The organism is Sphaerospermopsis aphanizomenoides BCCUSP55 (assembly GCF_001586785.1).
GTDB lineage: Bacteria > Cyanobacteriota > Cyanobacteriia > Cyanobacteriales > Nostocaceae > Sphaerospermopsis_A > Sphaerospermopsis_A aphanizomenoides_A.
In genome coordinates, this window is sequence record NZ_LUFH02000238.1 from 1 (window position 1) to 5,400 (window position 5,400).

Consider the following 5,400-nt stretch of genomic DNA (forward strand, 5'->3'; position numbering starts at 1 on the left):
TCAACCTCTTCAGATTGTTCTGGAAAAGATAAAGATAATTGGACTGTTATCCCTTTTCCAGAACAAGTAACCGTCCTAGATTGTTCTGGAAAAGTAGAAGAGAACGGACAAACCACACTTTTCTATGACGACAGCCACGAACCACCAGACCCGGATGAATTCGAGAACTTGAATGACTATAATCAGGCTTTTGCTCAATGGCAGGCAAAGCATCCTGATATCCCCACGGTGTTCATGTCTGAATTTATAGAGGTGGATGACGGTGATTTTCTGGAAGAGTTACCAACAAAAATTGAGGGCTGGCATTTTGAAGAGGGTCAAGTTTACTGGCATAGTAAACGACAGCTAAAGTTCAAAATTATCAAATTATTAAAATCTGTTTCCAAGGCACAGGGATATTTTGAAAAGGAAGTCACCAAAGAAAAAATTAATCTGTGTGAGTTATTACCTCTTCCAGAACAAACCTTGCCAATCTGTGAAACCACCACACAGCAAGAACCTGAACCAATCAATAGTGAAAATTGTGCGATCGCACCAATTCTTCCAGAACAAGCTGATGATGATGTTCTGGAAAAGCCAGTAATTAACCAGTGGGTCGAACCATACTATGTGAAACGTGGTGAGAAGAAATTTTGGTATTTCCGCTACTGCTACTACCAGAAACGAATCAAACACATTCATATACCTGGTGGTTGCACTACTTCTCAGAAAGCACAGGAGATGAAAGAGAAAGTAGAAAATGCGATCGCACAGCACAAGCCACCGAGTGAAATTGAAAAATTAATCAAACCAGCCTGACACCCTGCACCCTACACACAAAAAAAATCCCCTCAACGCGCCGGGGGGAATTTTTATGGTAATTTCCAGTTTTTGCTTATCAGGTCAGAGCGGATAAGTGACAGGGTACAAAACCTAAAAACCCATCCGCAAGTACAAATATACCACACTAAGACAACCAGGGCAATTTTTCAGCACCAGCAGCTGCGCGACTTACTTCAGCTGCAAGAAGCCGTAATTCTGCTGCCAAATCAGCCAGCGAGTATTTTTCTGGAAAAACAGCAAGTTCAGCAAGCCTGGTTTTAATAGGTTGGGGAATAGTATTCGTCATAGTGCAAAAATCGCTCCTTTTACCTCATCGGCGTTGATGTCTATATATCTTTCTAAAGATTTGTAATCTTTATGTCCTGTGATTTTTTTAATCGTCGGTGTCGATACACCCTTACGGTGGAGGTTAGTAATAAAACTGCGGCGGGTAGAATGAGTTGATATACCCTTAGTAGCTAAACCAGCATCCTCTACAGACCTCTTTAAGATGTCGTAGGCATTGCGCCAAGTTATCGACGTTTCACCATCTCGACTGGGGAATAACCAAGACGAATCAGTATCAGGAGTGTAAGACCGTAGTGCTTCCAACAAATTGGGGTGAGTGGGAATCTGTCGAGTTTCTGCACTACCATCAGGCCGCTTTTTGCGAGTAGCCGCCCGAAAAGTGATCGTCGTTCGTGGTGTACCATCTGCGTGGTACACATCACTAACCCTCAGTTGCACCAGCGCACCCCATCTTTCCCCTGTGTACCAAGCTAAATCTAAAAGAATTCTGTACTTAGGGGTTCTGATGTTTCTACGAATTTTAAGATATTCCGTATCACTTAAAGTAGCAGCTTCTCCAAAGCCAGAAATTTTCATTTATTTTTTATTCCACTTTTACCGGAAAGATAGGCGAAAGTGGAATACTTTTCATTTCACCTACATTTAATAATAGCCTGTATTTCTTATATGGCAATAGCTACAGCCATTTTTTATATATTCCTATTTTATGTAAAAGTGGAATATTTACAAGTTATTGGTAGTGATTTATCAATGACTTTAGAAACTATTAATAATTCATCATGGCAGAAAAAACAATAGCTCAAGTTTTTGGTACAGGTGCAACAAGATTGGCGAGCGGCGCTTCTGCTCCTAGTGCTGGCTTGTTTATTCCTGATTCAGCACTTGTTACCGCTGGTTTAGCAACACCATCAACTGCTACAGCCGAGAAACATTTCGTAGCTGTGCTTCTTAACGCTAAAACAGCTTTAAATGAAACCGACTTTGCACTCGACACTGACCAAAGCATTTACGTGGTACCCGGCTTTTCTTCGTTTACTACTCGTGGAACTGATTCAGTTGCCTATCGTGTGGATCAGCTGACAGTCAACCTGGCGCAACTTGATCAACTGGCCACTATCGACCCGGATAACTACTAATGGCTAAATGCTTTTTGCTTTCCGCTACTCCGGATTATCCTTATCCTCCTTACACAAGAAAAGAATGCGGCAACACAAGCAAACTACTTCCACGAAATTCACCCAATGGCACATCGGCACTTTATTGGGAAGTCGATGGAGTGGATATGTTTGGCGGGTCGTATATCATGAGCGGGTCTGTGGCAGTGGTATCTGGTGACACGCCAGCTACCTATGGGTCTTGTGATGCTTGTAGCAATGACAAATATGACTGCTTGAATGGGGCTTGCATCGACAAGGATATCTACAAAACACCAGGAATTTACCAATCAATAGAAGAATGCCAGGTTGCTTGCGGGACTGGGTGTAGTGGTGTTTGTCTGACTGCTTCTGAATGGTCCACTATTCAAGGTTTAGCCAGTCAGAATAAATCCAGACATTGCAGCTAGATAGTTAGTCTTGAGTCAATCTCAAGACTTCAATTAATCAAGGAAGAAATATGAGTGCAGGTGGTGTAATTGGTGATTTAACACAATCGTTGAATTGCAGCGGTGGTAAGTGTGATTGTTGCTTCCAGCAGAAGGTTCAGCAGGAAGAATCATTCCGTCAAATAAATGATTTGTCTGCACGAGTAGCGAAGCTCGAAGCCTACATTGCAGAACTAGAAAGAGACGCGAATCAAATTTATTTATTTGCAGACAAAATATCAAAAGCTGTATTAAAATTCCTCAAGGAAATAGATGACAAGTTTTGAAAAAACAGCAGCAATGCTGAATAACATGATTCCTGACCTTGAAAAAGGTTTGACCAAGGGACAGCGTGTTTTTCGGCAAACTAAAAGATTAGCTCAAGGATTAACTGATGTTACACAAAGATTCAAGTTTTTTAGTGAAGAATTTAGTAAGGCCAAGGCGACACAAAAAGCTTTAGAAAAGCTATCTAAAGAATTTGAAGAAGTCAAGAAAGTACAGGATAAAGTTCTAGAAAAAGTACCAGGTAAAGGAAATGCACAAAAGGCTGTTGCAGCTTCTGGCGTACTTGCCTCGTTAGCATTATCAGCTGCAAGTACAGGTATTTCCTTGGGTAATTTATTCATGCAGAATTTGATACAACATTACAACGAAAAAGCAGGTGATAGAATCCAGAATGATTTATTCAAAATATACAGTACGATTCAACTACAAAAATCAAGAATTGATACAGCCAACGGTCAGATTTACGAACTAAAACAACAAGACCAACGCAACCGAGACAGAATTTATAAAGTTGAAAAAGATGTTCCTGTTGTTCGTGCAATGGCTAATGATGCCTTGTACGAAGTTCGTGCTGGGAGACAGATATTAGAAAATAAAATTGCAGATAACCAGAAACAAACAGAAGCCGCTCGCAAGCTTGGCAATGATGCTTTGTATGAAGTTCGTGCAGGTAGGGGTATTCTCGAACAACAAATAGCAGGTATGCAAGGCTTTGCTAAAAACTTGCTCAATAATAGCAAAGCTGAATTTCAAAAAGCTATAGATGCAGCATTAAATGGTATATCAAAACAATTAGACACCGCTAACAAAAATGCTGATAAAGCTAGTAAAGATGTTGCTATAGCTAATAATCAGATTAGTGAAGTTAATAGAATAATTGCCCAAATTAGAGCAGAAATTGGTGGAATAAAACCAGGCGAGCCAATTAATCTTGACAGAATTAAGGCTGATATTATTGCTAGATTAACTCCAGAAATGCAAGCTTATTTAAGAAGTATTACGCCTGGAAATTTAATCAATTTTAATATTGATCCAAGTAGATATGCCAATGCCTATGATATGAATGCATTGAAAAAACAGCAGGACGCTAGATGGGTTCAAACTCTAAATGAGCTTGCCAGTAACAATAAGATTTTGCAGGATTTATTAACATACCGAGACTATTATTCTAATCTTTTCAAACTCCAGGCTGAAGCAGCCCAAGGAAGTAGAAAAGCAGCAGAGGAGGTGTCTCGGCTCAATAAGCAACAAATAGACGCTTTCTGGCGCGATATTAACGCTAAGAATGCAGGGACACAAGCAGAAATCAGTCAGGTCAAGATTGATATGCGAACTGAGGTTGAAAAATTAAATGAGAGACTTAACGACAGCGATAAAAATAATGAGAAAAAAATAACTCCCTTGATTCAACAAGTAAGTAAAAACGAAATCGGCAAAGGCTTAGAGCCTATCAAGGCTGATTTGACTGATATTAAAAATGATTTAAATCAGAAAACTATAGATATAAGGAAAATTGATCAACAATTGAAGGAGCGGCAAGGTGTGGATGAACGAGTCGAAAGAAAGATTAATAGTATTATTCCTACTATTGCTGGTATACCTTTGATAGTTGGCAGAGTACCCAGTCAAACTACAAATTTAATTACTCCTAAAATTCCCACAACTACACAAATAGGAAATGTGGTTAAAGACAGTGTATGTAATACTAAATGCCAAATTCCGTCAATTACCACCATCAATAATGTTGGCAACGGCATAAAAGATGATTTAGGACAAAAAATCAGAGATGGGAACTCTGCTTTACAGTCAGGTGCGCTTGCTGAAATATTAAGAAGGTTGGGTGATTTTATCCCCGGTGGTATTTCTGGAAAACTTGTTAATGGGTTTAAATGGCTGCAATTAGATAGAGCGTTAAATATTTTAACTTTCGCAGCGACTATTCATAACGCTGCAATGTTGTCCAATGACATCATCCAAACCTTAATTGGGGCATTAACTAACGTACTTACTTTAATTCTTCCCAAGGATGATAGTGGTAAAGCTTTCTCTATTAATGAGGTTCTAAATAGCACGGTAGAAAATCTTGTTAAGGGAATAATTGGCACTGAAAATTATACCACCTTGTCCAATGCTTGGGCTAAAGCTAATCGCATTTACCAGGCTACAACTAATGTTTTGACTAGTTTCATGGGTTTAACTCAAACTGTTTTACAAGCTGCGGAAATGATAGCAGCTTACACAGGACAGATTGGTAATGCTTTGAAAAAAGGTGGTGTGATTTTAGAAAATGCCTATGGTTGGATGAATCCACAGCCTAAGTTTAATCGTGTTACTCAAACGCTGGAGAATTTACAGCAAGCTGCTTCTACTGTGCAGATGGTTACTCAAGTTCCACTTGATGTTATTAGCCAAACCACAGA

Annotated in this window: 7 protein-coding genes and 1 pseudogene; 6 read left to right on the plus strand and 2 right to left on the minus strand. The window is 39.4% G+C overall.

What is annotated here, in order from left to right; translation table 11 throughout:
- Positions 1 to 798, plus strand: a pseudogene (locus A0J48_RS26515) (hypothetical protein); the annotation flags it as partial.
- A 148-nt stretch (positions 799 to 946) separates the two neighbouring features.
- On the opposite strand, the gene A0J48_RS26520 reads toward A0J48_RS26515, so the two are convergent.
- Together A0J48_RS26520 and A0J48_RS26525 are read right to left on the minus strand one after the other, a co-directional pair.
- On the minus strand, positions 947 to 1,108 hold the full coding sequence (locus A0J48_RS26520; protein ID WP_200327555.1) for a hypothetical protein: 162 nt from the start codon (positions 1,106 to 1,108) through the stop codon (positions 947 to 949).
- Positions 1,105 to 1,686: a tyrosine-type recombinase/integrase gene (locus tag A0J48_RS26525; RefSeq protein WP_200327556.1), complete on the minus strand. Its 582-nt coding sequence runs from the start codon at positions 1,684 to 1,686 to the stop codon at positions 1,105 to 1,107. Before A0J48_RS26525 ends, A0J48_RS26520 begins: the two co-directional genes overlap by 4 nt.
- A 90-nt stretch (positions 1,687 to 1,776) precedes the next feature.
- Here A0J48_RS26525 and A0J48_RS27540 point away from each other — a divergent pair, with 90 nt between their 5' ends.
- The 5 genes from A0J48_RS27540 to A0J48_RS26545 all read left to right on the plus strand — a co-directional run.
- Positions 1,777 to 1,908, plus strand: a complete 132-nt coding sequence (locus A0J48_RS27540) for a hypothetical protein (RefSeq protein WP_267910336.1) — start codon at positions 1,777 to 1,779, stop codon at positions 1,906 to 1,908.
- On the plus strand, positions 1,890 to 2,246 hold the full coding sequence (locus tag A0J48_RS26530; protein WP_200327557.1) for a hypothetical protein: 357 nt from the start codon (positions 1,890 to 1,892) through the stop codon (positions 2,244 to 2,246). Before A0J48_RS27540 ends, A0J48_RS26530 begins: the two co-directional genes overlap by 19 nt.
- A gap of 179 nt (positions 2,247 to 2,425) precedes the next feature.
- Complete coding sequence (locus tag A0J48_RS26535; protein WP_200327558.1) at positions 2,426 to 2,674, plus strand: hypothetical protein; 249 nt, start codon at positions 2,426 to 2,428, stop codon at positions 2,672 to 2,674.
- A 50-nt stretch (positions 2,675 to 2,724) separates the two neighbouring features.
- Positions 2,725 to 2,979 carry a hypothetical protein gene (locus tag A0J48_RS26540; protein WP_200327559.1) on the plus strand — a complete coding sequence of 85 codons (255 nt, stop codon included), beginning with the start codon at positions 2,725 to 2,727 and terminating at the stop codon, positions 2,977 to 2,979.
- On the plus strand, positions 2,966 to 5,400 hold a 2,435-nt coding region (locus A0J48_RS26545; RefSeq protein ID WP_200327560.1), incomplete at its 3' end, for a hypothetical protein. The genes A0J48_RS26540 and A0J48_RS26545, both read left to right, overlap by 14 nt.